The organism is Sphingomonas sp. M1-B02 (assembly GCF_026167525.1).
Classification (GTDB): domain Bacteria; phylum Pseudomonadota; class Alphaproteobacteria; order Sphingomonadales; family Sphingomonadaceae; genus Sphingomonas.
On sequence record NZ_CP110679.1, the window covers coordinates 2,655,507 to 2,678,172 of the forward strand.

Here is a 22,666-nt window from a genome sequence, read left to right on the forward strand (position 1 = left end):
TAGATCCCCTCCTGCGCGGGGATGACGAAGGAGGGGGAGGGGAGCTTTTAGAGGTCCGGCAATTCCTGCGCCGCTTCGCCCCAGCCCTGCAGCGCCCGGCTGCTCGCGCGTTCGATCAGCGTCGCCGCGTCGCGGATCGTATAGGGTTGGGACTTTTCCAGCCCGCGCAGTTCGCTCCAGGTGATCGGCGCCGAGACGGGGGCATTTTCGCGGGCGCGGGCGACATAGGGCAGGACGGCGGTCGCGCCGCGCTGGTTGCGCAGATAGTCGATGAAGATCTTGCCCTTGCGGGTCGCCTTCTTGAGGTTCGCGGTGAAGCGATCGGGCTCGGCGCTGGCGAGCGCGCGGGCGAAACGCTCCGCGAAGGAGCGGACTTCGGGCCATTCGGCCTTGGGCACCAGCGGCACGACGACATGGACGCCCTTGCCGCCGGACAGCAACGGCCAGCTGGTGAGCCCGATATCGGCGAGATGGCCCTTCAGATCCTCGGCGGCCTTCTTGACCATCTCGAAATCGAGCCCCTCGTCGGGATCGAGATCGAACACCAGCCGATCGGGCTTCTCGACATCGGCGACGAGGCTGCCCCAGCCGTGGAACTCGATCGTGCCCATCTGGACGCAGGCCATGATCCCGTCGAGATCGTCGACATAGAGATAGGGTTCGGTCGAGCCATCCTTCTCGCGAATGTCGACATGATGGACTTCCTCGCCGAAGCTGCCGGCGTCGTGCTTTTGGAAGAAACAGTGTTTGGCGCGGCCCTGGGGGCAGCGGACGAGGCTGATCGGGCGGTTAGCGAGCCAGCGCAAAGCGATCGGGGCGACCGCCTGGTAATAATCGGCGAGCTCGCCCTTGGTGAGGCCGGATTCGGGATAGATCACTCGATCGCGGCTGCTGATCTTGATATGCGTCTCGGGCGCGGGCTCGGGCAGCGGCACGGGCTTCTCGACGACGACGTCCTTGGCCTTCTTGTCCTGGCGCAGGCCGAGGAAGCTGGCGTGGCGGACGACATTCTCGGCGGTGAATTCGGCGAAGGCGACTTCGGCGACGAGGATCGGTTTGATCCATTTGGCGCCGCGCGCTTCGGGCTTGGGCACCGACAGCGACGCCTTTTCAACGGCGATCTTGTCGAAGCGTTCGCGCAGATCATTCAAGGTCTGCTGGTTGAAGCCCGTCCCCACCTTGCCGGCATAGACCAGCCCGTCGGGGCCGTTGACCGCAAGGAGAAGCGAGCGGAAGCCGCGGCCCTTGGCGACGCTCGGGCTCCAGCCGACGATGACGAATTCCTGGCGGCGGGTGCATTTGATCTTGAGCCAGCTCTTGGTGCGGCTGCCGCGATAGGGCGAATCGGCGCGCTTCGAGATCACGCCCTCATAGCCTTCGCGGCACATCGTCTCGAACAATTTCTCGCCCGCGCCGACGATATGTTCGGAGAATTGAACCCGCTCGTCGGCGGATTCGAGGAGGGCGCGCAGGCGCTCCTTGCGCGCAAGCTGGGGGAGCTTGGTGGTGTCCTCGCCGCGGTCGTTGAGCACGTCGAAGGCGAAGAAGGTCAGGTTCTTGCCGCCGGCGGAGATCGCTTCCTGGAGCGTGGAGAAATCGGGCTTGCCGTCCTTATAGGCGACGATCTCGCCGTCGATCAGCCCGGGGCCGGGGATCGTGGCTGCCGCTTCGGCGATGCCGGGGAATTTGTCGGTCCAGTCGAGGCCCGAGCGGGTGTAGACTTTGGGGCTGGCGCCCAGCGCGATGAGCGCGCGGTAGCCGTCATATTTTACTTCGTGGAGCCAGTTGCTGCCGGTGGGGACGGCGTCGACCAGGGTGGCGAGCTGGGGGGGCTGGAAGGCCGGGGGGGTGCCCTTTCCTCCCCGGGACGGGGAGGGGGACCGCCGCGCAGCGGTGGTGGAGGGGGCTTTCCGCGCGCGAGACGCTTGCGGCGCGCCCCCTCCACCAGCTTCGCTGGTCCCCCTCCCCCTTCGGGGGAGGACTTTATCTGGCCTCTTCCCCTCGGCGATCTCTTGCATCGTCCGGCCGGTCTTGATGCTGGTCAGCCCGGTTTCGACCAGGAAATCGGTGGCGCCGGCAAATTGGTCGGTGACTTTTCGCAGCAGCCAATTCTCGCCTTTCTCCTTGCCGCGCGGCTTCAGGCGGATGAGCATCCATTCGCCCTTCATCCGCTCGCCCTGAAGGCGGAAGTGGAGATGTCCCTGCTCGAGATCCTTGGCGGATTTGCCCTCGATCGGCGCCCAGACGCCGTCGTCCCACAGCATCACCGTCCCGCCGCCATATTGGCCCTTGGGGATCGTGCCTTCGAAATCGGCGTAGGAGAGCGGGTGATCCTCGGTGCGCACGGCCAAGCGCTTTTCGTCGGGGTCGATGCTGGGGCCGCGGGTGACCGCCCAGCTTTTGAGGACGCCGTCGACTTCGAGACGCAGGTCCCAGTGGAGCCGGCTGGCGTCGTGCTTCTGAACCATGAAGCGATTGCCGCCGGTGTCGGCGATCTGACCCGCGGGCTCGCCGGTCTGCGTGAAGTCGCGCTTGGCGTTATATCTGGCGAGGAGATCGGCGTTGTCGGGCACAGGTTAGGCCCGTTTCCTTGCCGGCGCCTTCTTGGCCGGGGCTTCCTTGGCCGCCGCCTTGGCGGGCTTGGTCTTCACGGCGGCGCTAGTCCTTGCGTCGGGTTTCTCGAGCGATTTCTTCAGCGCAGCCATCAGGTCGACGACGTTCGAGCCGCGGTTCGGGGCGTCGCCCTCCTTGTCCTCGATGATCTTCTTGCCCTTGGCCTTCTTCTTGCGCTCGATGAGGTCCCTGAGCGCGTCGACATAGCGATCGTGGAAGCCCGCGGGGTCGAACTTCGCAACCTTCTTGCCGATCAGCGTCTCGGCCAGGTCGAGCAGCTCCGGGTCGGGCGCGCTGTCCGGTATGTCGCGGAAATAGCCCTGCGCCTTGTTGACCTCGTCGGCATAGCGGAGCGTCTCGAGCACCATGCCGCGGCCGCAGGGCTTGAGGCTCACGACATATTCGCGGCCGCGCATCGCGAGCTGGCCGAGGCCGACCTTCTTGGTGCGGCGCAGCGCCTCACGCAGGACGATGAACGCCTCTTCGGCGAGATCGTCGGCCGGGACCACGAAATAGGGTTTTTCATAATAGAGCACGTCGATCTCGTTCGCGTCGACGAACTGGGTGAGCTCGAGCGTTTTCTTCGACTCGAGCTTCACCGCATCGATCTCGTCCTGCTCGAGCAGGACATATTCGCCTTTCTCGACCTCGAAGCCCTTGACGATCTCATCGACGTCGACCGCACCGACGCCGGGGGCGGTCTTCTCATATTTGATCCGCTGGCCGCTCGGCTCGTGGATCTGGTGGAAGCTGATCTGCGCGCCCGATTTGGTCGCGGTATAGATTTCCACGGGAATCGAGACCAAAGCCAGCCGTATCTGTCCCTGCCAATAGGCGCGCGCCGCCATGCGATGTTCCTTCGTTGCGAGGCCGATTCAATTCCCGACGCGGGGAGTCGTTCCTCGACAGCAAAATGACCTCGTCGTAGAGGGCGATCATGACCGATCCGATCGCGCTTTTCGAGGCCTGGTATGCCGAAGCACGCGCAAGCGAGCTCAACGATTCGAACGCAATGGCGCTGGCGACGGTGGATGCCGAGGGCCAGCCCTCGGTGCGGATGGTATTGCTCAAGGGGCATGGGCCCGACGGTTTCGTCTTCTACACCAATCGCGGGAGCCGGAAGGCGGCGGATCTGGCCGCGATGCCGAAGGCGGCCTTGCTGTTCCACTGGAAATCGCTGCGGCGGCAGGTTCGGATCGAAGGCCCGGTGACGCAGGTCAGCGATGCCGAATCGGACGCCTATTTCGCGTCGCGCGGGCGCGATTCGCAGCTGGGCGCCTGGGCGTCGGAGCAATCGCAGCCGCTGGTCGACCGCGCGACCTTCGAGGCGCGCTACGAGGAAATGCGCGTGCGCTTCGAGGGCGGGGCGGTGCCCCGGCCGCCGCATTGGGGCGGCTATCGCGTCAGCCCCGAGCGGATCGAATTCTGGCAGGACCGCGAACATCGGCTGCACGAGCGGCGGCTGTTCGTGCGTGACGGAGACGGTTGGTCGGAGGGGCTGCTTTACCCATGAGCGATCCGGCACTCGGCAATCTCGCGCGACGGGCGGCGCTCGCCAGCGTCGCGGCGGCGCTGCTGCTCGGCAGCCTGAAGGCCTATGCCGCGTGGCGGACCGGTTCGGTGGCGGTGCTGGCCAGCCTTGCGGACAGCGTGCTCGACCTGGTCGCGTCGCTGGTGACGCTGGGCGGGGTGCATTGGGCGGCGCTGCCGGCCGACGACGATCACCGCTTCGGGCATGGCAAGGCGGAGGCGCTCGCTGCCTTGTTCCAGGTGGTGGTGATTGCCATCTCGGCGTTCGCGATCCTGCTGCGCGCGGGACAGCGGCTGATGGAGCATCAGCCGGGCACCGATCCCGAATATGGCATCGGCGTTTCGATCATCGCGATCGCCGTAACGCTGGCGCTGACCAGCTACCAGCGCTCGGTGGTCCGGCGCACCCGCTCGATCGCGATCAGCACCGACAAGATCCATTATGAATCCGATCTGTTCCTCAACGGTGCGGTGATCGCGGCGCTGGTGCTGGAAAATTATCTGGGAATCGGCGGGGCGGACGCGCTCTTCGGCCTGGCGATCGCCTTCTGGCTGCTGTTCGGGGCGTGGCGCGCGTCCGTGGCGGCGATCGACCAGCTGATGGACAAGGAATGGCCCGAGGAAAAGCGCCGCAGCTTCATCGAGGTGGCGCGGCGGCATCCCGAGCTCATCGGGCTCCACGATCTGCGGACGCGCACCAGCGGCAACAAGGATTTCGTCCAGTTCCACATCTGGATGGATGCCGACATGACGATCGCGCGGGCGCATGACGTGGTCGAGAAGCTCGAAAAGGAGTTGGGCGAAGAGTTCCCCGGCACCGAGGTGCTGATCCATATCGATCCCGAGGGAATGATCGACCATCCCGGCAATTCGCTGGTCGAGACCGATCTGCTCAAGGAGACGCGCGCATGAAGCTGCCCTTCGCCCAGATCGACGCCTTCGCCGATCGGCCCTTCACCGGGAATCCGGCGGCGGTGATGCCGCTGCACGGCTGGCTGGACGATGCGACGCTGCAGGCGATCGCCGAGGAAAACAACCTCGCCGAGACGGCATTCCTGGTGCCCGACGAAAGCGACGAAGCCGATTTCGAGCTGCGCTGGTTCACGCCCGCAGTGGAAGTCGCGCTTTGCGGCCATGCGACGCTGGCCAGCGGCCATTTCGTGCTGTCGGCCGATCCCTCGCGCGATCTGGTTCGGTTTCGGACGCGTCAATCTGGGGTGCTGGAAGTGGCGCGGCATGGCGAGGGCTATCTGATGACGCTGCCGGCGTACCCGGCCGAGCCAAAGGCGATGCCGGGCGTGCTGGCGGCCCTGGGCGTGGAGCGCGCGGTCGAGACGCTGCATCATCCGCGCGGCTATGGGTTGATCGTGCTGGAGAGCGAAGCGGCGGTGCTGGCGCTGGAGCCCGATTATCGTGCGCTGGCGGCGCAGGGCGATACGCTCAACATCGTCACCGCGCCGGGCCGGGAGAGCGATGTGATGAGCCGCGTGTTCGCGCCCGCGGCGGGGATCGACGAGGATCCCGTCACCGGATCGGCGCACTCGGTACTGACGCCTTATTGGGCGAGGCGGCTGGGGCGCAATGCGTTCACCGCCTATCAGGCGAGCCGGCGTGGCGGGCATCTGGCATGCGAGCTGGACGGGGATCGCGTGATCCTGGGCGGCAAATGCGTGACGGTGATCGAGGGGGAGTTTTCGCTATAACCCCTCTCCCTTTGGGAGAGGGAGGGAGCCGCGAGGCGGCGGAAGGGTGAGGGTGAGTGGTGTACGCTACGTCGCCCTCACCCTTCCCTCTCCCAAAGGGAGAGGGAGTTTAGGCTGCGACCAGCTCCGCGCGCTCGGTCTCGGCGATCCAGCCGCCGCCGAGCACCCTGTCGCCGGCGTACAGGACCGCCGCCTGGCCCGGCGCGACGCCATATTCCGGGCTCTCGAAGGTGACGCGGCCGTCGTCCAGCCGCGCCGGGACGGGCTTGGCGAGCGAGCGGACCTTCGCGGTTACGGGACCTTCATGGCCTTCGCCGATCCAGTTGATCCCCTCGATCCGCGCGGCGCGGACCGCGAGCGCGCGCTTCGGCCCCACCACCAGTTCGCGTGTCGCCGGATCGAGGCGAAGCACGTAGAGCGGCTCGGCGGTGCCGCCGATGTCGATTCCGCGGCGCTGGCCGACGGTGAAGTGCAGCAGCCCGCGATGCTCGCCCAGCTTGCGGCCGGTCTCGTCGACGATATCGCCGCCCAGCTCGGCATCGGGGCGCAGTTTCTTGACCAGCGAGGCATAGTCGCCGTCGGGCACGAAGCAGATATCCTGGCTGTCGGGCTTGGCGGCCACGCCAAGACCCAGCTCGGCCGCCATTTCGCGGACTTGCGCCTTGGGCATCCCGCCCAGCGGGAAGCGGAGGAAATCGAGCTGCGCGCCCGTGGTGGCGAACAGGAAATAGCTCTGGTCGCGCGCCGGATCGATCGCGCGGTGCAGTTCGGGGCCGAAGTCTCCCATCACGCGGCGGACATAATGGCCGGTCGCCAGGCAATCCGCGCCGAGATCGCGGGCGAGCGCGAACAGATCGGTGAATTTGGGCCCCATATTGCACTTCACGCAGGGAATCGGCGTGCGTCCGGCAAGATATTCGTCCGCGAAATCGTCGATCACGGTCTCGCGGAAGCTGCTCGCATGATCGAAGACATAATGGGCGATGCCGAGCTTGTCGCATACCGCACGCGCGTCGCGGATGTCGCGGCCGGCGCAGCAGGAGCCGGCGCGTCCCACCGCTTCGCCATGATCGTAGAGCTGGAGCGTGACGCCGATCGTCTCCGCGCCGGTCGCCGCGGCCATCGCGGCGACGACCGAGGAATCGACCCCGCCCGACATGGCGACGACGATACGCCGCCTCGAAAGCGGCTCGGCTAGCTGAAAATCACCCGGGATCACGCCGCGCACATAGGCGCATGTGCCGAATTGATCCAGTGGAGCCCCGGCGCAACCAGTTCGAAACCCTGGTTAAGCACATCTTCCCATGCGCTTTACGCCCCCTTCATCCCCGCCGCGTACATGCAGTCGACCAAGAGAGTCGAACGAGGAAGCATATTCGTGGATTTGAGCTTTGCCAGGCTGGAACGGGATGTGGCGGTCACCGCCATGCCGACCGACCTGGCGGTGCTGCTGGTGGGGGTTGCCGCCCGCCAGGCCGCAAGTCCCACGGCGCGCATCCAGGCGAGACTGTCGATGGCCGCGCCGGTGGATGCATTGCTCGCTCCCCTGCACGGTGCTTTCCATCGGGCCGCGGCGCTTGCGCTGATGCGGTGGCAACAGGAATGAAGATGGCATTTACCGAGGCGTTTCAGCCGATGTTCAAGGCTCCGCGATATTGGTCGACCGAGTTGAGTAGAGGGGCCCCCGCCCCCGGTGAGGCAAGTAAATGATTGAGAACCAGAAGATCCGTCCGGCGAAGGTCATCGGTCCGCTCGGCGAACCGCTGACCCTCGACACGCTTCCGCCCCCCGAGACGACGCGCTGGGTGGTCCGCCGCAAGGCAGAGGTCGTCGCTGCGGTGAATGGCGGGCTGTTGAGCGTGGACGAAGTCTGCGAGCGCTACGGCCTGACCGTCGAGGAGTTTGCCGGCTGGCAGCGCGCGATCGATCGTTCGGGCATGCCCGGGCTGCGCGTTACCCGCATCCAGCATTATCGTTCGCTCTACGAGCGCCAGCAGAAATACTGAGGTCTACCCTTCGCCCCTCCCATCGGGCGTGCGGCTCGCTCCCGGGATGCCGGGGGCGGGCCACTCTCGTTTCGCACACGGTCCAATCGGCGAAAGGTTCCTGAGGCACGACGAAATATCGATACGGAACCAATATGAGCGGTCGGGTATTTCTGTTCCGTCGCCCGCCCGCCGGGCTCAACGGAGGGACTAACATGAATCTCATCATCTGGCTCATCATCGGCGGTGTCGTCGGCTGGCTCGCAAGCCTCGTCATGCGCACCGACGGTCAGCAGGGCATCTTCCTCAACATCATCGTCGGCATCGTCGGCGCCGCGATCGCCGGCTTCCTGTTCGGCACCGGCATCAATCAGGCGATCACGATCACGACCTTCCTCTACTCGCTGGTTGGTGCGATCATCCTGCTCGCGATCGTCAACCTCGTTCGCCGCGGTTCGGTTCGCTAAGCCACGCAAACGACGTCGAAAAGGGCCGCTCCTCCGGGGCGGCCCTTTTTTTGTCATTTCAGCAGGAAGCGCACCGAAACCGAAATGGTGAGCTCGCGCTCGCCCGCCACGACCTGGGTGTCGGCGGATTGCGTCTCGGCGCGGGCCATCATCATCGGCATCGGCGGACGGGGGGTGGATGCGCCGCTCTCCGAGATCGACAGGATTCGATCGACGCGCAACCCAGCCGCGCCGGCATAGAGCGTCGCGCGCGCCCGCGCCTTGGCGATCGCCGCGACCCGCGCCTCGTCCAGCGCCGCCTCGGGCTTCTCGATCGTCAGCTCCGGACCGGAGATGTTGTTCGCGCCTTCGCGCACCAGCGTGTCGAGGATCGTGCCGCTCCGGGCGATGTCGCGAAAGCGGATGCTGACCTGGTTCGACGCCTGATAGCCGGTGATTACCGGCGGCTCGTTCTGGACATAGCGATATTGCGGGCTGAGCGAGACCGAGGCGGTCTGGATATCGCGTTCGGCCACACCGGCGCGGCGCAGCGCGGCCAGGACGGTCGCCATGCGCGCGCTGTTCTGGCGCATCGCGTCGCCGGCGGTGACGGCCTGGGTGACCACGCCGGCCTGGATGACGGCGAGGTCGGGAACGCGGGTGCTGCTCCCGTCGGCGACGATATCGAGCACGGTGCCTTCCATATGCATCATCGCAGGCCGCCCGTCCTGCGCGGCGGCGGGCAGCGCGACCGCCGTCAATGCGGCGGCGGTGGCGAACAGGGTCTTGCGGTTCATCGATACTCTCCTGAAACAAATGTCCCGCGCACGAATGCCGTGCGCGGGACAACCTGCGCTGAACGAAGCCGAAGGCGCAGGTTCAGACGCGACGGGTCATGATCATGCGGTACAGAGCGAGGAGCACCACCGCTCCCGCCGTTGCGGCGGCATAGGCCTGCCAGCTGCTGTCCCGCACTTCGATGCCAAGCAGCGGCGTAAGATAGAAAGCGAGGAGCGCGCCGGCGATGCCGACCAGGATCGTCACGATGATCCCACCGGGGTCCTTGCCCGGCATGATCAGCTTGCCCAGTGCCCCGGCGACAAGGCCGATCAGCAGCCATCCTAGAATACCGGTAGGCATATGCATCCTCCTGTTGCGGCCCGATTCCCGAACCCGATGGAAAGGTTGCCGGAGTAGGCGCGTCCATTGCAACCGTTTCTTGGGGAAACGATCCAGACACTTGCGAAAAATGGAGGAAACATGCATGCCGCCGCCGCGCGCGAAACGGCCCTTGTGGCTGGTGCCTTATTCATATAATACAGTGCACCGTGGGGCACCGGCCAGCCGGTCGAATGGGATTTCGCACATTGAATCATGAGGCAAAGATGTTCGGACGTGAGCAGCGGCTGGAATATACCGGGGAAGATACGCCGCGCCGCAGCCGGCGCTGGATATGGATCGCGCTCGCCGCGGTCGTGATCGCGGGGGCGATCGCTTATTTCCTGATGGGCGGCTCGAATGCCGAGACCGAGAAGGGTGCCGCCAAGGGCGGCCCGACGGTCTCGCAGATCCCGACCGTGACCGTCTCGGCGCCCGGTCGCCAGACTGTCCAGACGATCATCACCGGCACCGGCAGCCTGGCCGCGCGGCGCGAGATGCCCGTCGGCGTTGCCGGCGAGGGCGGCATGGTGACGCGCGTGCTCGTCGAGCCCGGCAGCTGGGTCGGCGCGGGGCAGGTGCTCGCGACCGTCGATCGCAGCGTTCAGGCGCAGACCGCGCAGTCGCTCGCCGCGTCGGTACGGGTGGCGCAGGCAGATGCGCGGCTGGCGCAGGCCAATCTCGACCGCGCCCAGCGCCTCGTCGCCAATGGCTTCGTATCCAAGGCGGATATCGATCGGCTTACCGCGGCGCGCGATCAGGCCAGCGCTCGCGTCCGTGTTGCGCAGGCGCAGCTCGCCGAGACCAGCGCGCGCAACCAGCGGCTGGACATCCGCGCACCCGCCGCCGGGCTGGTGCTCACGCGCGGCGTCGAGCCCGGACAGATCGTCAGCTCGGGCTCGGGCGTATTGTTTCGCCTGGCGCAGGGCGGCCAGATGGAGCTGCGCGCGCAGCTTGCCGAAAGCGACCTCCAGCGGCTGAGCGTCGGAGTCCCCGCCGAAGTCACGCCCACCGGATCGACCAAGACTTTCACGGGCGAAGTGTGGCAGGTCTCGCCGATCATCGATCCGCAGAACCGGCAGGGCATCGCCCGCATCGCGCTGAAATATGATCCGGCGCTGCGCCCGGGCGGCTTCGCGTCGGCGCGGATCGTCGCGGGGGCGTCGACGTCCGTGATCCTGCCGCAATCGGCGGTGCAAAGCGACAATGCGGGCAATTTCGTCTATACGCTCAACGCGAAGAACGAGGCGGTCCGCACGGCGGTGACGACGGGCGAGGTTTCCGAGACCGGGGTGGCGATCACCAGCGGGCTATCGGGCACCGAGCGCGTGGTGATGACAGCGGGCGCGTTCCTCAACCCTGGACAGAAGGTCATCCCGAACCTTCAGAAGCTGAAGTAGAGGCAGGCATATGGGCTTCCGGAACATCTCGGCCTGGGCAATCCGCAATCCGGTCCCGCCCATCGTCCTCTTCATCGCCCTGACCATCGCCGGTCTGGTGAGCTTCAGCCGGATGGACGTGAACAACGATCCGGACATCGATTTCCCGATCGTGTGGATTTCGATCAGCCAGCCCGGCGCGGCGCCCAGCGAGCTCGAGAACCAGATCACCCAGAAGGTCGAGAGCGCGGTGCGCAGCCTGCAGGGCATCGACGAGATCAATTCGACCGTTTCGGAGGGCAACAGCCAGACGGTCGTCCAGCTCGATATCGGCATGCCGATCGACCGCGCGCTCGACGATGTGCGCAGCGCGATCCAGCAGATCCGCGGCGACCTGCCCGACGGCATCCTCGAGCCGCAGATCGGCCGGGTCGATACCGCCAGCGACAGCGACATCGCCAGCTTCACCGCGATCGCCAGCGACATGACGGTGGAGCAGCTCAGCTGGTATATCGACAATACGGTGGCCAAGGAGCTGCTGTCGGTCTCGGGCATGTCCGCGGTGAACCGCAACGGCGGCGTCAATCGCGAGATCCGCGTGATCCTCGATCCCGCCAAGGTGCAGGGCGTCGGGCTGACCGCGAGCCAGGTCAACCAGCAGCTGCGCGCGGTCAACCTCAACGCCGCGGGCGGCCGCGCCGAGATTTCGGGCTTCGAGCAATCGGTGCGCGTGATCGGCAACGCCAAGGACGCCTATACGCTGGGCCAGACCCAGATCTCGATCGGCAACGGACGCACGGTGCGGCTGGCCGACATCGCCGACGTGCGCGACGCCTTCGCCGAGCAGCGCAGCCTGGCGCGCTATAACGGCCATCAGGTGATCTCGTTCGATATCCAGCGCGCCAAGGGTGCCTCCGACGTCGAGGTCTTCCACGATGCCGAAGCGAAGCTGAAAGAGCTGGAGAAGCGCAACCCCAAGGTCACTTACCAGCTGCTCAACAACAATTCGAAATATGCCGAGCAGCAATATCACACCGCGATGGAAGCGATGATCGAAGGCGCGATCCTGGCGGTCATCGTCGTCTTCATCTTCCTGCGCGACTGGCGGGCGACCTTGATCTCGGCGCTTGCGATCCCGCTGTCGGCGATCCCCAGCTTCTGGTTCATGGACATGCTTGGCTTCACGCTCAACCAGATGACCCTGCTGGCGCTGAGCCTGGTGGCGGGCGTGCTGGTGGACGATGCGATCGTCGAGATCGAGAATATCGTCCGGCATATGCGAATGGGCAAATCCGCCTATCAGGCTTCGATCGACGCCGCCGACGAGATCGGCGTGGCGGTGCTCGCCACCACCATGTCGATCGTCGCGGTGTTCCTCCCCGTCGGCCTGATGCCCGGGATTTCGGGGCAGTTCTTCAAGAATTTCGGGCTCACCGTGGTCGCCGCGGTGCTGATGAGCCTTGCCGTCGCGCGATTGCTCACGCCGATGCTCGCGGCCTATTTCCTCAAGGCCAAGGGCCATGCCAGCCATGGCGAGGGCAAGCTGATGGACGGCTATGTCGCCTTGCTGCGCTGGACGCTGCGGCACCGCTGGTCGGCGGTGCTGGGCTTCATGCTGGCATTCGCCGCGACGATCCTGTGCTTCATGTCGCTGCCGATGACCTTCCAGCCTGCGCAGGACCAGGACAGCGTGACCGCGACGATCGAGATGGTGCCGGGTACCACGCTCGAGGATACCGATCGCGTGGTCGGACGCGTCGCCGACATGCTCAAGACCGAGCCCAACGTCACCAACGTCTATACGCGCAGCTTCGTGGGCAACGGCCGGGTCGGGCTCGACCTGAAGGAAGACCGCACCGAGACGAGCACCGAGTTCGAGAAGCGTCTGGCGCCCAAGCTGCTCGCCATCGCCGATGCGCGGGTGCAGTTCCGCTCGCAGTTCGGCTGGGGGTCGAGTGGCCGCGATCTTACGATCACGCTCGGCGGCGAGGACCCCGTGTTGCTCAACGAGACCGCGAACACGCTGGTCAAGCAGATGGCAGCCATGCCGCAGGTCGTCGCACCCAGGGTGGCGGGTGATCTGTTGCGGCCCGAGATCGTCATCAAGCCGCGGCTCGATCTCGCCGCGAACCTCGGCGTGACCACCGCGGCGCTCTCGTCGGCGATCCGCATCGCGACGCTGGGCGATATCGACCAGAACAGCGCGCGCTTCTCGCTCTCCGATCGCCAGATCCCGATCCGGGTGGCGATCGACGAGGATGCGCGCTCGAAGCTGTCGACCCTCCAGAACATGCCGGTGCAGACCCAGTCGGGCGGTTCGGTGCCGCTTTCGGTGATCGCCGATATCAGCTTCGGCGCGGGCCCCACCCGCATCCAGCGGCTCAACCTGCAGCGCCGTCTGGTCGTCGGCGCGGATCTGGCGATGGATCCGAAGACCGGCAAGCCGTTCGTGTCGGGCGACGTGATGAAGGAGATCAACCAGCTCCCGATCATGAAGAATCTGCCGATCGGCGTCGGGCAGATGACCGTGGGCCAGGCCAAGTGGCAGGCGGAGATGCTCAACAACTTCTTCGTCGCGCTGGCGGCGGGCATCTTCTTGGTCTTCGCGGTGCTGGTGCTGCTCTATCGCCGCTTCATGTCGCCGCTGGTGAACATGGGATCGCTGTTGCTGGCGCCGCTGGGCGGGCTGCTGGCGCTGATGGCGACGGGCAATCCGCTCTCGCTGCCGGTGTTCATCGGCATCCTGATGCTGTTCGGCATCGTCGCCAAGAACTCGATCCTGCTGATCGATTTCGCGCTGGAAGAGATGGAGAAGGGCGTCGACAAGTTCGTCGCGATCGTCGACGCCGGGCACAAGCGGGCGCAGCCGATCGTGATGACCACGGTCGCGATGGTCGCGGGCATGGTGCCGACTGCCTTGTCGCTTTCGGGCGATGCCTCGTGGCGCGCGCCGATGGGCATCACCGTGATCGGCGGATTGATCCTCTCGACCATCCTGACGCTGGTGATCGTGCCGGCGATATTCAGCCTGGCGGTCGGGCTCGAAGCCTGGCTCGGGCCGCGCCTGTCGCGCCGGCTGCTCACCTATCGCCCCGGCGACGACGGCAGCCGCGTGATCGGCTCGACCAAGAGCGGCGGCGTGATCGATCACAAGCCCGGAGACGATCTTCCGCAACCGGCGGAGTGAACTTCGGGCGCTTTGAGGTATTGGGGAGCGCGTGACCAAGACGCGCGCTCTCCGACCCTCCGAAGCCGCCCCGCCGGGCCTGCGCCGCATGCGCCTCGTGGCCACCGGGCTGCTCGTGCTGATGGCGGCGGTGTTCCTGGCGGCGCGCCAGTTCGATCATCTCCACCCCGCGATCGGCTATGTCCGCGCCTTTTCCGAGGCCGCGATGGTGGGCGGGCTCGCCGACTGGTTCGCGGTGACCGCGCTGTTCCGCCACCCGCTGCATCTGCCGATCCCGCACACCGCGATCATCCCGCGCAACAAGGATCGCATCGCCGATACGCTGGCGGCCTTCCTGCGCGACAATTTCCTCACCCCCGGCGTCGTGGCGCGGCGGATGCAGCGGCTGAACGTCGCCGCCGCCGCCGGCCGCTGGCTCGCCGATCCGGGCGAGGGGCGTGGCCGGATGCGCGCGGGGATCGGGCGCCTCGCCGCCGACATGCTCGAATCGCTCGACCAGGAGCGGTTGGGCGGGATGGCGAAGCGCGCGGTCGCCGGGCGGCTGCGTGCGCTCGAGTTGGCGCCCTTGCTCGGCCGCGCGCTCGAGACGGCGATGCGCGAGGACCGCCACCGCCCCCTGCTCGACGGGATCGTTCGCTGGGCCGCCAAGATATTGGAGGCCAACGAACATCTGATCCGCGACATGGTCCATGAGCGCGCCGGATCGGTGCTGCGCTGGACCGGGCTCGACGAGACGCTGTCGAAGAAGATCATCGCCGGGCTGCAGAAACTGATCGCGGACATGGCCGAGGATCCGAACCATCCCTTGCGCGCCAAGGCCGAGGAGGGGCTGGCCAGCTTCGCCTATGATTTGCAGCACGATCCCGAGAAAAGGGCGCGCGTCGAGGCGTTCAAGAACGAGCTGCTCGACAATCCGGCGCTGGCCGACTGGTGGCTGGGCATCTGGGAATCGGGCCGCGCCGCCTTGCTGCGCATCGCGCGGAACCCCGATGCGCTGCTCACCGGCGAATTCGGCGCGGCGATGCGCCAGCTGGGCGAGACGCTGCAGGGCGATCCCCGGCTCGCCGAGACGATCAACCGCTTCGTGCGCCGCGCGGCGGTGGGCGCGGCATCCGATTATGGCGACGGGATCGTCCGGCTGGTGTCGGACACGATCCGCGGCTGGGACGCGGAGACGGTGACCGGTCGGCTGGAAAATGCGGTGGGGCGGGACCTGCAGTATATTCGGGTGAACGGGACGCTGGTGGGCGGACTGGTCGGCGTCACGCTCCACGCGCTGGATGGGGTGCTGGGCTAGGCAGCGCGACCCCGATCCCTCGCGTTCGCCCTGTTGCCATCTCGCGCGGCGATCGCCTATAGGAGCGGCAATCGCAAGGACCCGGTGCAACCCCGGGTGGCTATTCCGGCCGCCGATCCGCCGGACAACATCACACAGGTTCACCCACGGCGCCCTTGCTGGCGCCCTGTGCTGTTGCGGAAACCTTCATGATCCACTCCCTCGACTCTTACCGCCGCCAATGGTTCACCGACGCCGGCTCGGCCCGACGAGAGCTGATGGCCGGCATCGTCGTCGCGCTTGCGCTGATTCCCGAGGCAATCGGCTTCTCGATCATCGCCGGGGTCGACCCGCGCGTCGGCCTCTATGCCTCCGTGGCCATCGCTATGGTCATCGCCTTCACCGGCGGGCGATCGGGCATGATTTCGGCGGCGACGGCGGCGGTGGCCGTCCTCGTCATACCGCTCGTCCGCGATCATGGCGTCGAATATCTGTTCGCAGCCACGATCCTGATGGGCCTGATACAGATCGCAGCCGGCCTCCTCCGGCTCGATCTCCTGATGCAGTTCGTATCCCGCTCGGTGATCACCGGCTTCGTCAACGCGCTCGCCATCCTGATCTTCCTGGCGCAGTTGCCGCAGCTGACTGGCGTCGGCTGGCAGACCTATGCGATGGTCGCGGCCGGGCTCGCCATCATCTATCTGCTCCCGCGCCTGACGAAGGCGGTCCCGTCGCCGCTCGTCGCGATCCTCGTCCTGTCGGCAGTCAGCATCGGCCTGGGGCTGCCGGTTCACACCGTTGGCGACATGGGCAAGCTGCCCGAGGGTCTGCCCAGTCTGGCGCTGCCCAACGTCCCGCTGACGCTCGATACGCTGCGGATCATCCTGCCTTATTCGCTCACCATGGCCGCAGTCGGCCTGCTGGAGAGCCTGCTGACCGCGCAGATCGTCGACGACATGACCGACACCGACAGCGACAAGCGCCGCGAATGCGCCGGGCAGGGCAGTGCCAACATCGTCGCGGCCTTCTTCGGCGGCATGGGGGGCTGCGCGATGATCGGCCAGTCGGTCATCAACGTGACCTCGGGCGGGCGTGGCAGGCTGTCGACCTTCGTCGCGGGCGCCTTCCTGCTGTTCCTGCTCGCGGTTCTCGGCCCGTTCGTCGGCCGCGTTCCCATGCCGGCGCTGGTCGCCGTGATGATCATGGTCTCGATCGGCACCTTCAGTTGGAACTCGATCGCCAATCTTCGGCGCCATCCGCCGACATCGTCGGTGGTGATGCTGACGACGGTCGTGGTCGTCGTGGCGACCCATGACCTGTCGCTCGGCGTGCTCGCGGGCGTGTTGCTGTCCGGCATCTTCTTCGCCGGCAAGGTGCGGCGGATGTTCGCGGTTACGCGCGAGGTCTCGCCCGACGGCGCCCGCACGACCTATGCGGTAACCGGCCAGATCTTCTTTGCGTCGGTGGATCGCTTCACCCGGGCGTTCCAGCCCGAAGGCCTCGCAGCAGTGACGATCGACGTGTCTGCGGCGCATTTCTGGGACATTTCGGCGGTGGGTGCGCTCGACAAGATCGTCGCGCGGCTACGCCGTGATGGCGCCGAGGTCGAGATCATCGGCTACAATCGCGCAAGCGCCGACATCGTCGACCGCTTTGCGCTGCACGACAAGACCGGTGTGGAGCTCGGGATTGTGCCGCACTGAGCATCGCCAGGTCTGCCTTGGCAAAGCGGCTTTTGCTCGGAGCCACCATTATCGCGCGCGCCGGGCGTCGTTCGGCACGCTCGCTAGCGCCAATCGAGCTGGGGCCAGCCTTTGGCCTGCGCCAGCGCCTTGAGCGGCGCGTGTGCGTTCACCGCGAACGCTTCGTCGGCCCACTCCAGTAGCGGCGCATCGGAGACATGATCGGAATAAGCGCGGACATGCGCATCGCGACGCTCGATCCCGGACGCGGCCATCCAATCCTTAACCATGCGGAGCTTTACGGGACCGTAACAGTTATCCCCCTCAAGCAGGGAGAGAATATGGCCGTCCGGGTCGCGCTGCGCTTGCGTGGCGACCACATCGTCGAAATGCAGCCGGCGCGCGATCGCGGCGGCGTAATAGCCGTGCGACGCGGTGGCCATCACCAGCCGGTAGCCCGCGGCGCGGTCCGCCTCGATCCGCGCGCGCGCGGCCTCGAGCACGCCGTCGCGCGCTTCGGCCTCGGCAAAGGCTTCGGCGAGCCGTTCCAGTTCGTGCGACGCGAGCGTCTGGCCCAGGATAAGTCGCTGCGACCATTGTTTGAGTCCGGCGCGATCGACCAGTCCGAGCAGATAGCCCAGGCTGACCACTGCCACGACCGGCAGGAGCAGCAGGCGCCACGGCGCGCGCGTCTTTGCGGCATATACCAGGAAGCGCGTCCAGGTCGGGGCCGCGGTGATCGTCTTGTCCATGTCGTAGATCGCCAGGTGCCGCATTGCCCCATCTAGGACGCCCCGATCGATGCAGGCCAGAGCAAATCCTTGCCGTGGCGCGGAGAATCGCGGAAGGATGCCTGCGATGAACGGAAGTGCAGATTTCGAACAGATCGACACCGGAGGCAGCGCCACGCTGCGCTTCACCGGAAACCTGTCGCTTTCCTGCCTGAGCGATCTGCCGCAGCGGCTCGCCGCCGTCGAAGGCAAGGTCGATACGCTCGACGTCAGTGCGGTCGATCGCGTCGATACGGTGGGCGCCTGGCTGATCCACCGTTTCGCGCGCGACCATGGCTCGACGATCGAGGGCCTGCATCCCGACGAACAGCATCTCCTCGACCAGGTCGCCGCCGCCGATCATCCGATCGAGCTGCCGCGCCGTCCGCCGGATCCCTTCACGCGCGTGCTCGGCGAAGTCGGCGACGCCGTCGTCGTGGCGATGCGGACGATGTACGGTCTGCTCGGCTTCCTGGGCGCAACGCTGATCGCCTTCTGGAACGTCTTCACCCATCCGCGGCGCTTCCGCTTCAACGCGACGGTGCATCGCTTCGAAGTCGTCGGCGTCTCGGCGCTCGGCATCATCGGGCTGATGAGCTTCCTGATCGGCATCGTCATCGCCCAGCAGGGCGCGGTCCAGCTCCGCCAGTTCGGCGCGGAAGTCTATACGATCAACCTGGTCGGGCGGATCACGTTGCGCGAGCTCGGCGTGCTGATGACCGCGATCATGGTCGCCGGCCGCTCGGGCTCGGCCTTCGCCGCGCAGATCGGCACGATGAAGCTGACCGAGGAAGTCGATGCGATGCGCACGATCGGCGTCTCGCCGATGGAGGCCCTGGTGGTGCCGCGCACGCTGGCCGTCGTGCTGATGATGCCGCTGCTCGGTTTCTATGCGTCGCTGCTGTCGATCATCGGCGGCGGATTGCTGTGCTGGATCTCGCTCGGCATCACGCCGATCACCTTCGTCCAGCGGATCCGCGAAGTGGTGCCGATCACCGATCTGTGGGTCGGCATGATAAAGGCGCCGGTCTTCGGGCTGATCATCGCGATTTCGGGCTGCTTCCAGGGCATGCAAGTGGAAGGCGACGCCGAGCAGGTCGGCGCGCGGACCACCACGGCCGTGGTCCAGGCGATTTTCCTGGTGATCGTGCTCGATGCCTTCTTCGCGGTCTTCTTCAGCAACATTGGCTGGATCTGATGGCGCGCGGCGAACAGAGCGAGACCGTGATCAGCGTCCGCGGCCTGAAGAACGGCTTCGGCGAGCAGATCGTCCATGAGGATCTCGACCTCGACGTGCGGCGCGGCGAGATATTGGGCGTGGTCGGCGGATCGGGCACCGGCAAGTCGGTGCTGATGCGCTCGATCATCGGGTTGCAGACTCCGCTCGAAGGCGAGATCAGCGTGTTCGGCGAGAATACGATCGGTCGCGAAGAGACCGACGCGATCGATATCCGCAAGCGCTGGGGCATATTGTTTCAGGGCGGGGCGCTCTTCTCGACGCTCACCGTCTCCGAGAATGTCCAGGTCCCGATCAAGGAATTCTATCCCAAGCTCGATTCCGCGCTGCTCGCGGAGATCGCGGCCTACAAGGTCGTGATGACCGGCCTCGCCCCCGACGCCGCCCCCAAATATCCGTCCGAGCTTTCGGGCGGAATGAAGAAGCGCGCCGGGCTGGCGCGGGCGCTGGCGCTCGATCCCGAACTGTTGTTCCTCGACGAGCCTACCGCCGGGCTCGATCCGATTGGCGCGGCGGCGTTCGACGAACTGACCGCGTCGCTGCAAAAGACGCTGGGACTCACCGTCTTCCTGATCACCCACGATCTGGATACGCTCTACGCGATCTGCGATCGGGTGGCGGTGCTCGCCGACAAGAAGGTGATCGCGGTGGGGACGATCGACGAGCTGCTCGCGACCGACCACCCCTGGATCCAGGAATATTTCAACGGGCCGCGCGGACGTGCCGCGGTCTCCAGCGTCGATCGGGCGCGGTCAAGGACATGAGGCTCTGATGGAAACGCGATCGAACCATGTACTTGTCGGCGCGGTGGTGCTGATCCTGCTGGCGATGCTGGCGCTGTTCATCGTCTGGCTGGCCCAGCTGAGCGGCGGCAACGACCGCGAATATGATATTTTCTACAAGCAGTCGGTCGACGGGCTGAGCGCTGGGTCCGCGGTCAATTTCTCGGGCGTGCCTTCGGGCCAGGTCAAGGAAATCTCCTTCTGGCAGCCCGATCCCAGCCTGGTCCGGGTCCGCATCAGCGTGAACCCCGAAGTGCCGATCCTCGAGGGCACGACCGCATCGATCCAGGGCAGCTTCACCGGCCCGAGCACGGTCCAGCTCGACGGCGCGACCAAGGGTGCGCCGCCGATCGTCTGCCCGGAGCAGAATCCGCGCGCGGCCTGTCCGCTGGGCGTGCCGGTGATCCCGACGAAGCAGGGCGGCCTCGGCGCGCTGCTGAGCTCGGCGCCGCGCCTGCTCGAGCGCATTTCGACGCTCACCGAGCGACTTTCCGAACTGCTCGGCGACAAGAACCAGAATTCGATCGCGGGAATCCTCGCCAACACCAACCGCCTGTCGCGCGCGCTCGCCGATCGCGGCCCCGAGATCGCGGCGACGATGGCCGAGACCCGCATCGCGATCCAGAAGGCCGGGATCGCCTCGCAGCAGATCGGCGAGCTCGCCGCCACCACCAACAGCGTGCTGGCCGACGACATCAAGCCGACTGTGGCGCAGCTGAACCGGACGATCGCCGCGGCGGGCAAGAGCATGGAAACGCTCGACGCCACGATCGGCGATGCGCGGCCAGGCCTCCAGGCTTTCTCGAAGAAGACGATCCCGGAGATCGGCCAGTTGGTCCAGGACCTGCGGGTGATGTCTACCTCGCTCGCGTCGGTCGCCGAAAAGCTCGATCAGGGCGGGGCGTCGAGCCTGGTGGGCTCGCCCAAGCTGCCCGATTATGAACCCAAGAAATGAGGGCCGTGATGAAGAAGCTCGCCTGCCTGTTGGCTCCGCTGCTCGCGACCTCGCTGGCCGGATGCATCTCGTTCGGCGCGAAGCCGCCGGCGTCGCTGCTCACGCTCGTCTCAGCGGTGACGCTGCCGGTCGGTGAATCACAACGTTCGAACGTCGCCGCGACGATCACGATTTCGGTGCCCACGGTCGCGCAGGAGCTGTCGTCGTCGCGCATTCCGGTCCATTCGGGCGGCACCGCGATTGCCTATGTGAAGGACGCGCAATGGGTCGAGCGACCCTCTCAGCTTTTCGCGCGGCTGATGGGCGATACCATCACCGCACGCACCGGCCGGCTGGTGCTCAGCACGCGCCAGTCGCAGCTCGATCCGGGCGCTTACCTGATGGGCGAACTGCGGTCCTTCGGCGTCGATGCGGATACCAGTGAGGCAGTCGTGACCTTCGACGCGGCACTGGTGCGCGGTTCGGAAACGGTGATCGAAAAGCGCCGCTTCGAAGCGCGCGTGCCCGTTACGCCGATCGAGGCGGCCCCGGTGGGCGCCGCGCTCAACCAGGCCGCCAATCAGGTTGCGGCGCAGGTGGCGGACTGGGTCGGCAAATAGCGCCGTAGTATATCCTTATAAAACAATAACCTAGCTGGAGTCGGTCGCAGACACTGGGCCTTCTCGAGAATGTGGATAGTGTGACCTTCGTGTGACCTTGGCGGCCTAGGGCTTGCGACGAACGCCGACCGGCAAGTCGCACACCTCGAGCCCCGTCGCGACCGTCGGCGCCGCCGGCTGCTCGCGCAGCCTGATCCAGGCGGCATAGCGCTCGTTGTCGGCCGCGCGATATTGGAAGCGCGGGCGCTCGTCCTCGGGCAACTGGCTGGCGAGGCGGACCGAGGCGATCGGGGTGCGCTCCGCCGCGGTCGCATAGACCCCCATCGTCGCGCTGCTGCGCGGCATCGCGGACATATAATGCATGCCTTCCACGATCCGCCCGACCACCGTGTAGTTGCGATCGAGCCGCCGTGCCGACTGACCGATCGGGGTGAACAATTCGGTGCCGGCGCCGGTGTCGGGCAATTGGTCGCGCGCGACTCCGACCATGCCGTAGCAATGGGTGAGCCAGGCGGCCTTGCCGTCGCTCGCGATCGGCCAGCCATCCGCCGTCACGCCCGACATCGCCGAATAGCCGTCCGCCCTGGTCAGCCGCTGCGCCGCCTCGAACGCGTGGATCTCGAATTCGGCCGGCGGCCGGGCGACGATCTCGGGCGGGGCGGTCTTCTCGTCGCCGCCCCACTGCGTCACCCAATTCTCCTGGACGCGGTAGACGCTGGTCCCGTCCCACCAATGCGCCTTGGCGATCTGGCGCAGATTGGCGACATGGCCGGGCGCGAAGCGGGCGGCGAGGCGGACGAACACCTGTCGCCCGTCGCGGAAGGTGATCGCCATGATCTCGTCATCGGGAATGTCGCGCCAGTCGGAGGGCGCGGGGTCGCTGGGCAGCGGTGCGGCTGGCGCGGTCTGCGCAATAGCGGGAATGGCGAGGACACCGGCGGCGAGCGCAGTCAGCGCGATCAAGGGCTTGAGCATGCAGTGATGCTCGCACGCCGAGCAGCGCTTGCCTAGCCCGCGCGCAGAAGCTAGGGCCCCGCGTTCCGGGACATGCGGAGCGGTGGCCGAGTGGTCGAAGGCGCTCGCCTGGAAAGTGAGTATACGTCAAAAGCGTATCGAGGGTTCGAATCCCTCCCGCTCCGCCACCGGGTCTCTAAGTTATTGAGACAGCAGAGAAAAATCGCGAAAACTGCGCGAAACTGCGCCGTTCCCGGTTTGCTTCGGTACTGCGGAGACTCGCCTGATAACTGGGAATACGGAATTCTCCGCGGCTTTCTCTGCTGCCTAGTGGCGCACTACGGAATCCAAAATCTGCATCGAAACCATCGGACGTTCGAACCAACGGCGGTCCAGCACCCAGCGTCAGG

General features: G+C 66.2%; 21 protein-coding genes, 1 tRNA gene and 1 other annotated feature. Of the genes, 15 read left to right on the forward strand and 7 right to left on the reverse strand.

Going from position 1 to position 22,666, the window contains the following annotated elements; genetic code table 11:
• Positions 1-47: 47 nt before the first annotated feature.
• The gene (gene ligD / locus OKW87_RS12835) at positions 48-2,573 is read right to left on the reverse strand and encodes a DNA ligase D (RefSeq protein ID WP_265540080.1); all 2,526 of its coding nucleotides are present in this window, start codon (positions 2,571-2,573) and stop codon (positions 48-50) included.
• Between the two features lie 3 nt (positions 2,574-2,576).
• The gene (gene ku / locus OKW87_RS12840; protein ID WP_265540081.1) at positions 2,577-3,461 is read right to left on the reverse strand and encodes a non-homologous end joining protein Ku; all 885 of its coding nucleotides are present in this window, start codon (positions 3,459-3,461) and stop codon (positions 2,577-2,579) included.
• 89 nt (positions 3,462-3,550) lie between these two features.
• Between ku and pdxH the strand changes: the two genes are divergently transcribed.
• Genes pdxH through OKW87_RS12855 form a run of 3 tightly spaced genes read left to right on the forward strand, consistent with a single transcriptional unit; the run spans position 3,551 to position 5,846 of the window.
• Complete coding sequence (pdxH, locus tag OKW87_RS12845) at positions 3,551-4,126, forward strand: pyridoxamine 5'-phosphate oxidase (protein ID WP_265540083.1); 576 nt, start codon at positions 3,551-3,553, stop codon at positions 4,124-4,126.
• Positions 4,123-5,055, forward strand: coding sequence for a cation diffusion facilitator family transporter (locus OKW87_RS12850; RefSeq protein WP_265540084.1), 933 nt, complete (start codon positions 4,123-4,125; stop codon positions 5,053-5,055). The genes pdxH and OKW87_RS12850 overlap by 4 nt, the downstream gene beginning before the upstream one ends.
• A complete protein-coding gene (locus OKW87_RS12855) occupies positions 5,052-5,846 on the forward strand; it encodes a PhzF family phenazine biosynthesis protein (protein WP_265540086.1) in 795 nt (264 codons plus the stop codon). Before OKW87_RS12850 ends, OKW87_RS12855 begins: the two co-directional genes overlap by 4 nt.
• Positions 5,847-5,955: 109 nt before the next feature.
• Here OKW87_RS12855 and mnmA read toward each other — a convergent pair whose 3' ends face one another.
• Positions 5,956-7,065, reverse strand: a complete 1,110-nt coding sequence (gene mnmA / locus OKW87_RS12860) for a tRNA 2-thiouridine(34) synthase MnmA (RefSeq protein ID WP_265544120.1) — start codon at positions 7,063-7,065, stop codon at positions 5,956-5,958.
• A gap of 120 nt (positions 7,066-7,185) precedes the next feature.
• Here mnmA and OKW87_RS12865 point away from each other — a divergent pair, with 120 nt between their 5' ends.
• From OKW87_RS12865 to OKW87_RS12875, 3 genes are all read left to right on the forward strand, one after another.
• The gene (locus tag OKW87_RS12865; protein WP_265540088.1) at positions 7,186-7,452 is read left to right on the forward strand and encodes a hypothetical protein; all 267 of its coding nucleotides are present in this window, start codon (positions 7,186-7,188) and stop codon (positions 7,450-7,452) included.
• Between the two features lie 100 nt (positions 7,453-7,552).
• A complete protein-coding gene (gene sciP / locus OKW87_RS12870; protein WP_116839339.1) occupies positions 7,553-7,852 on the forward strand; it encodes a CtrA inhibitor SciP in 300 nt (99 codons plus the stop codon).
• 194 nt (positions 7,853-8,046) lie between these two features.
• Positions 8,047-8,298, forward strand: coding sequence for a GlsB/YeaQ/YmgE family stress response membrane protein (locus OKW87_RS12875; protein ID WP_265540092.1), 252 nt, complete (start codon positions 8,047-8,049; stop codon positions 8,296-8,298).
• Between the two features lie 53 nt (positions 8,299-8,351).
• Here the strand turns inward: OKW87_RS12875 and OKW87_RS12880 are convergent, their stop codons facing one another.
• Both OKW87_RS12880 and OKW87_RS12885 read right to left on the reverse strand, forming a co-directional pair.
• The gene (locus tag OKW87_RS12880; RefSeq protein WP_265540094.1) at positions 8,352-9,074 is read right to left on the reverse strand and encodes an SIMPL domain-containing protein; all 723 of its coding nucleotides are present in this window, start codon (positions 9,072-9,074) and stop codon (positions 8,352-8,354) included.
• A gap of 82 nt (positions 9,075-9,156) precedes the next feature.
• Complete coding sequence (locus OKW87_RS12885) at positions 9,157-9,417, reverse strand: GlsB/YeaQ/YmgE family stress response membrane protein (protein WP_265540096.1); 261 nt, start codon at positions 9,415-9,417, stop codon at positions 9,157-9,159.
• Positions 9,418-9,644: 227 nt separating this feature from the next.
• Between OKW87_RS12885 and OKW87_RS12890 the strand changes: the two genes are divergently transcribed.
• The 4 genes from OKW87_RS12890 to OKW87_RS12905 all read left to right on the forward strand — a co-directional run bounded on the left by OKW87_RS12890 (position 9,645) and on the right by OKW87_RS12905 (position 16,980).
• On the forward strand, positions 9,645-10,835 hold the full coding sequence (locus OKW87_RS12890; protein ID WP_265540097.1) for an efflux RND transporter periplasmic adaptor subunit: 1,191 nt from the start codon (positions 9,645-9,647) through the stop codon (positions 10,833-10,835).
• Between the two features lie 10 nt (positions 10,836-10,845).
• On the forward strand, positions 10,846-14,001 hold the full coding sequence (locus tag OKW87_RS12895; RefSeq protein WP_265540099.1) for an efflux RND transporter permease subunit: 3,156 nt from the start codon (positions 10,846-10,848) through the stop codon (positions 13,999-14,001).
• An 88-nt stretch (positions 14,002-14,089) separates the two neighbouring features.
• A complete protein-coding gene (locus OKW87_RS12900) occupies positions 14,090-15,298 on the forward strand; it encodes a DUF445 domain-containing protein (protein ID WP_265544122.1) in 1,209 nt (402 codons plus the stop codon).
• Between the two features lie 74 nt (positions 15,299-15,372).
• Positions 15,373-15,428, forward strand: a sequence feature (sul1 is cis-regulatory element that is thought to sense ions involved in sulfur or methionine metabolism; They are found in Alphaproteobacteria).
• Between the two features lie 58 nt (positions 15,429-15,486).
• Positions 15,487-16,980 carry a SulP family inorganic anion transporter gene (locus OKW87_RS12905; RefSeq protein WP_265540101.1) on the forward strand — a complete coding sequence of 498 codons (1,494 nt, stop codon included), beginning with the start codon at positions 15,487-15,489 and terminating at the stop codon, positions 16,978-16,980.
• A gap of 83 nt (positions 16,981-17,063) precedes the next feature.
• Here OKW87_RS12905 and OKW87_RS12910 read toward each other — a convergent pair whose 3' ends face one another.
• Complete coding sequence (locus OKW87_RS12910) at positions 17,064-17,735, reverse strand: HAD family hydrolase (RefSeq protein WP_265540103.1); 672 nt, start codon at positions 17,733-17,735, stop codon at positions 17,064-17,066.
• 82 nt (positions 17,736-17,817) lie between these two features.
• On the opposite strand from OKW87_RS12910, the gene OKW87_RS12915 reads away from it, so the two are divergent.
• Genes OKW87_RS12915 through OKW87_RS12930 form a run of 4 tightly spaced genes read left to right on the forward strand, consistent with a single transcriptional unit; the run spans position 17,818 to position 21,302 of the window.
• Positions 17,818-18,927 (forward strand): ABC transporter permease, encoded by a 1,110-nt coding sequence (locus OKW87_RS12915; protein ID WP_265540105.1) that lies wholly within the window; start codon positions 17,818-17,820, stop codon positions 18,925-18,927.
• Complete coding sequence (locus OKW87_RS12920; protein ID WP_265540107.1) at positions 18,927-19,730, forward strand: ABC transporter ATP-binding protein; 804 nt, start codon at positions 18,927-18,929, stop codon at positions 19,728-19,730. Before OKW87_RS12915 ends, OKW87_RS12920 begins: the two co-directional genes overlap by 1 nt.
• A gap of 7 nt (positions 19,731-19,737) precedes the next feature.
• Positions 19,738-20,703, forward strand: a complete 966-nt coding sequence (locus OKW87_RS12925) for an MlaD family protein (RefSeq protein ID WP_265540108.1) — start codon at positions 19,738-19,740, stop codon at positions 20,701-20,703.
• An 8-nt stretch (positions 20,704-20,711) separates the two neighbouring features.
• Positions 20,712-21,302, forward strand: a complete 591-nt coding sequence (locus OKW87_RS12930; protein WP_265540110.1) for an ABC-type transport auxiliary lipoprotein family protein — start codon at positions 20,712-20,714, stop codon at positions 21,300-21,302.
• A 105-nt stretch (positions 21,303-21,407) separates the two neighbouring features.
• Here the strand turns inward: OKW87_RS12930 and OKW87_RS12935 are convergent, their stop codons facing one another.
• A complete protein-coding gene (locus tag OKW87_RS12935; RefSeq protein WP_265540113.1) occupies positions 21,408-22,277 on the reverse strand; it encodes a peptidylprolyl isomerase in 870 nt (289 codons plus the stop codon).
• Positions 22,278-22,353: 76 nt separating this feature from the next.
• On the opposite strand from OKW87_RS12935, the gene OKW87_RS12940 reads away from it, so the two are divergent.
• Positions 22,354-22,444: transfer RNA gene (locus tag OKW87_RS12940), tRNA-Ser, on the forward strand.
• Positions 22,445-22,666 lie beyond the last annotated feature (222 nt).

Coding starts and splice junctions, on each gene's coding strand:
- OKW87_RS12885 (WP_265540096.1), bottom strand. CDS start 9,417: ATGCCTACCGGTATTCTAGGATGGCTGCTGATCGGCCTTGTCGCCGGG.
- OKW87_RS12865 (WP_265540088.1), top strand. CDS start 7,186: ATGCAGTCGACCAAGAGAGTCGAACGAGGAAGCATATTCGTGGATTTG.
- OKW87_RS12905 (WP_265540101.1), top strand. CDS start 15,487: ATGATCCACTCCCTCGACTCTTACCGCCGCCAATGGTTCACCGACGCC.
- OKW87_RS12855 (WP_265540086.1), top strand. CDS start 5,052: ATGAAGCTGCCCTTCGCCCAGATCGACGCCTTCGCCGATCGGCCCTTC.
- OKW87_RS12920 (WP_265540107.1), top strand. CDS start 18,927: ATGGCGCGCGGCGAACAGAGCGAGACCGTGATCAGCGTCCGCGGCCTG.
- ku (WP_265540081.1), bottom strand. CDS start 3,461: ATGGCGGCGCGCGCCTATTGGCAGGGACAGATACGGCTGGCTTTGGTC.
- OKW87_RS12915 (WP_265540105.1), top strand. CDS start 17,818: ATGAACGGAAGTGCAGATTTCGAACAGATCGACACCGGAGGCAGCGCC.
- OKW87_RS12880 (WP_265540094.1), bottom strand. CDS start 9,074: ATGAACCGCAAGACCCTGTTCGCCACCGCCGCCGCATTGACGGCGGTC.
- OKW87_RS12910 (WP_265540103.1), bottom strand. CDS start 17,735: ATGCGGCACCTGGCGATCTACGACATGGACAAGACGATCACCGCGGCC.
- OKW87_RS12900 (WP_265544122.1), top strand. CDS start 14,090: ATGCGCCTCGTGGCCACCGGGCTGCTCGTGCTGATGGCGGCGGTGTTC.
- sciP (WP_116839339.1), top strand. CDS start 7,553: ATGATTGAGAACCAGAAGATCCGTCCGGCGAAGGTCATCGGTCCGCTC.
- pdxH (WP_265540083.1), top strand. CDS start 3,551: ATGACCGATCCGATCGCGCTTTTCGAGGCCTGGTATGCCGAAGCACGC.
- OKW87_RS12850 (WP_265540084.1), top strand. CDS start 4,123: ATGAGCGATCCGGCACTCGGCAATCTCGCGCGACGGGCGGCGCTCGCC.
- OKW87_RS12925 (WP_265540108.1), top strand. CDS start 19,738: ATGGAAACGCGATCGAACCATGTACTTGTCGGCGCGGTGGTGCTGATC.
- OKW87_RS12875 (WP_265540092.1), top strand. CDS start 8,047: ATGAATCTCATCATCTGGCTCATCATCGGCGGTGTCGTCGGCTGGCTC.
- OKW87_RS12930 (WP_265540110.1), top strand. CDS start 20,712: ATGAAGAAGCTCGCCTGCCTGTTGGCTCCGCTGCTCGCGACCTCGCTG.
- OKW87_RS12895 (WP_265540099.1), top strand. CDS start 10,846: ATGGGCTTCCGGAACATCTCGGCCTGGGCAATCCGCAATCCGGTCCCG.
- OKW87_RS12935 (WP_265540113.1), bottom strand. CDS start 22,277: ATGCTCAAGCCCTTGATCGCGCTGACTGCGCTCGCCGCCGGTGTCCTC.